We start from the raw sequence: 2,464 nt of genomic DNA on the forward strand, positions 1-2,464 counted from the left end.
TGAGCGACAGGTCGAGGGGATTGCGGGTGATGCCGTGGGAGTCGGAATCGGTCATGGCCCAGGTGCACAGTTGCGGGGTGGCGGTGATCCCCACCGGGACGGCGCCGGCCGCGAGCAGGGGCGCGACGACCGGGTTGTCGAGGGTGACGGTGCTCTTGATAGCCAGCGGCACCCCGGCCAGGGGGAGTGCGGCGCGCTCGTCGGGGGTCTTGGCGTCCACGGCGGCGCCGGCGGAGCGGCCGTCGGCGCGCAGGACGGTGGTGAAGGCGCGGATGCTGGGGTCGAGGTCGGCCACCCGGTCGAAGGTCGCGTCGAGGGTCTCGAGGGCGCCGATCGAGCCCGTGTGCACGGCCTCGGCGATGTCGATGGCGGAGAGCTGATCGGTGGTCACGGCCCTGATCGTACGACGACTTGGGTGGGTGACAGTCCCGGCTCGTCGGCCCCCGCTGTCCGCCCTGGGCGATCACCCCGGTCCACCGTCGGAGTTCGCGGGTAGCCTGGGGCGATACCGACGACGGCTCAAACCGTCGACGTCGGTCGCAGCATCGGGTCCGCCGACCGGCCGGGCCGTTCATCCCACATGAGGGCCGAATGGATCGAAAGAGCAATACCGTCTTCCGCAACGTCGCGATCGCGGGTGTCATCATCCTGTTGATCGTCGGGTTCTCGTTCTTCTCGAACGACGAACGCGGCTACACCGAGGTTGACACATCGGTGGCGTTGGCGCAGGTGGATGCGGATAACGTCAAGGAAGCCGTCATCGAGGACCGGGAGCAGCAGCTGCGCCTGGAGCTCACGAACCCCATCACCCCGCCGGAGGGGGATGAGGAGACGGACAAGCTCATCGCCAAGTACCCGGAGCGGGCGGCGGACCAGATCTTCGACCGGGTCGCGGCGGCGGAACCGGAGAACTACAACACGACCGTCACGCAGCAGGGCTTCCTGACGCAGATGGCGTCGTTCCTGCTGCCGATGCTCATCCTGTTCGGTCTCCTCTTCTTCTTCATGACCCGCATGCAGGGTGGCAAGGGTGGCCTGTTCGGGGTGGGCAAGTCGCGCGCGGTCGAGTTCACCAAGGACATGCCGCAGACCACGTTCGCCGACGTCGCGGGTGAGGACGAGGCGGTCGAGGAACTCAACGAGATCCGGGACTTCCTCGCCAACCCCGCCCGGTATGAGCGGCTGGGCGCCAAGATCCCGCGCGGTGTGCTGCTCTACGGCCCGCCCGGAACGGGTAAGACGCTGCTGGCCCGCGCCGTCGCCGGCGAGGCCGGGGTGCCGTTCTATTCGATCTCCGGCTCGGATTTCGTCGAGATGTTCGTCGGCGTCGGTGCCTCGCGGGTGCGTGATCTGTTCGAGAAGGCCAAGCAGAACGCGCCGTGCATCATCTTCGTCGACGAGATCGACGCGGTCGGCCGTCATCGCGGTTCCGGGATGGGCGGCGGCCACGACGAGCGCGAGCAGACCCTCAACCAACTGCTGGTCGAGATGGACGGCTTCGACGACCGGTCAACGGTCATCCTCATCGCCGCCACCAACCGGCCGGACGTGCTCGACCCCGCGCTGCTGCGCCCGGGCCGTTTCGATCGCCAGGTGCCGGTGACCAACCCGGACCTTCGCGGTCGCGAGGCGATCCTGGCCGTGCACTCCAAGGGCAAGCCGCTGGCCGCGGACGTGGACATGAACGCGCTCGCCAAGCGCACGATCGGCATGTCGGGCGCGGATCTGGCGAACGTCCTCAACGAGGGCGCACTGCTCGCGGCGCGCATGGGCTTCGACGAGATCTCGATCGACATCCTCGAGGAGGCCACCGACCGTGTGGTGGGCGGTCCGCGCCGCAAGCACCGCGTGATCAGTGAGCACGAGAAGAAGGTCACCGCCTACCACGAGTCCGGGCACGCCCTGGCCGCGTGGGCGATGGAGGACCTGGAGCCCGTCCACAAGGTCACGATCCTGGCCCGCGGCCGCACCGGCGGTCACGCGCTGGTGGTCCCGGAGGACGACAAGAGCTTGATGACCCGGGCCGACATGATCGCGCGGATCGTCATGGCGATGGGCGGGCGCGCGGCCGAGGAGTACATCTTCGGCGAGCCCACCTCCGGTGCGAGCTCGGATATCGAGCAGGCCACCCGGATCGCGCGCACGATGGTCGCCGAGTTGGGCATGAGCGCCAAGCTCGGCGCGGTCAAGTACGGAGGCGAAGGCGGCGACCCGTTCATGGGCCGCGGCGGCGGCTCGAGCGCGGAGTACTCGCCCGAGGTCGCCAAGATCATCGACGACGAGATCCGGCGCGTCATCAACGCGGCCCACACGGAGGCCTGGCAGGTTCTCGATGCCAACCGCGACATCCTCGACGCGGTGGCCGCGGAGCTGCTGGAGAAGGAGACGCTGCGCCAGGACGATCTGGAGCGGCTGTTCGCCGACGTCGTCAAGCGGCCCCGCATCACCGAGTTCGACGATTTCG

The 2,464-nt window shown here is 68.5% G+C and carries 1 protein-coding gene and 1 pseudogene; one reads left to right on the forward strand and one right to left on the reverse strand.

Annotated features, from left to right (window positions below; genetic code table 11):
- Window positions 1-391, reverse strand: a pseudogene (locus G6016_RS15475) (amidase); the annotation flags it as partial.
- Between the two features lie 200 nt (window positions 392-591).
- Between G6016_RS15475 and ftsH the strand changes: the two are divergent.
- Window positions 592-2,464 (forward strand): ATP-dependent zinc metalloprotease FtsH (ftsH, locus tag G6016_RS15480; RefSeq protein WP_182633501.1); only part of this gene is annotated, 1,873 nt, incomplete at its 3' end.

Source organism: Dietzia aerolata, from assembly GCF_014144865.1.
GTDB lineage: Bacteria > Actinomycetota > Actinomycetes > Mycobacteriales > Mycobacteriaceae > Dietzia > Dietzia aerolata.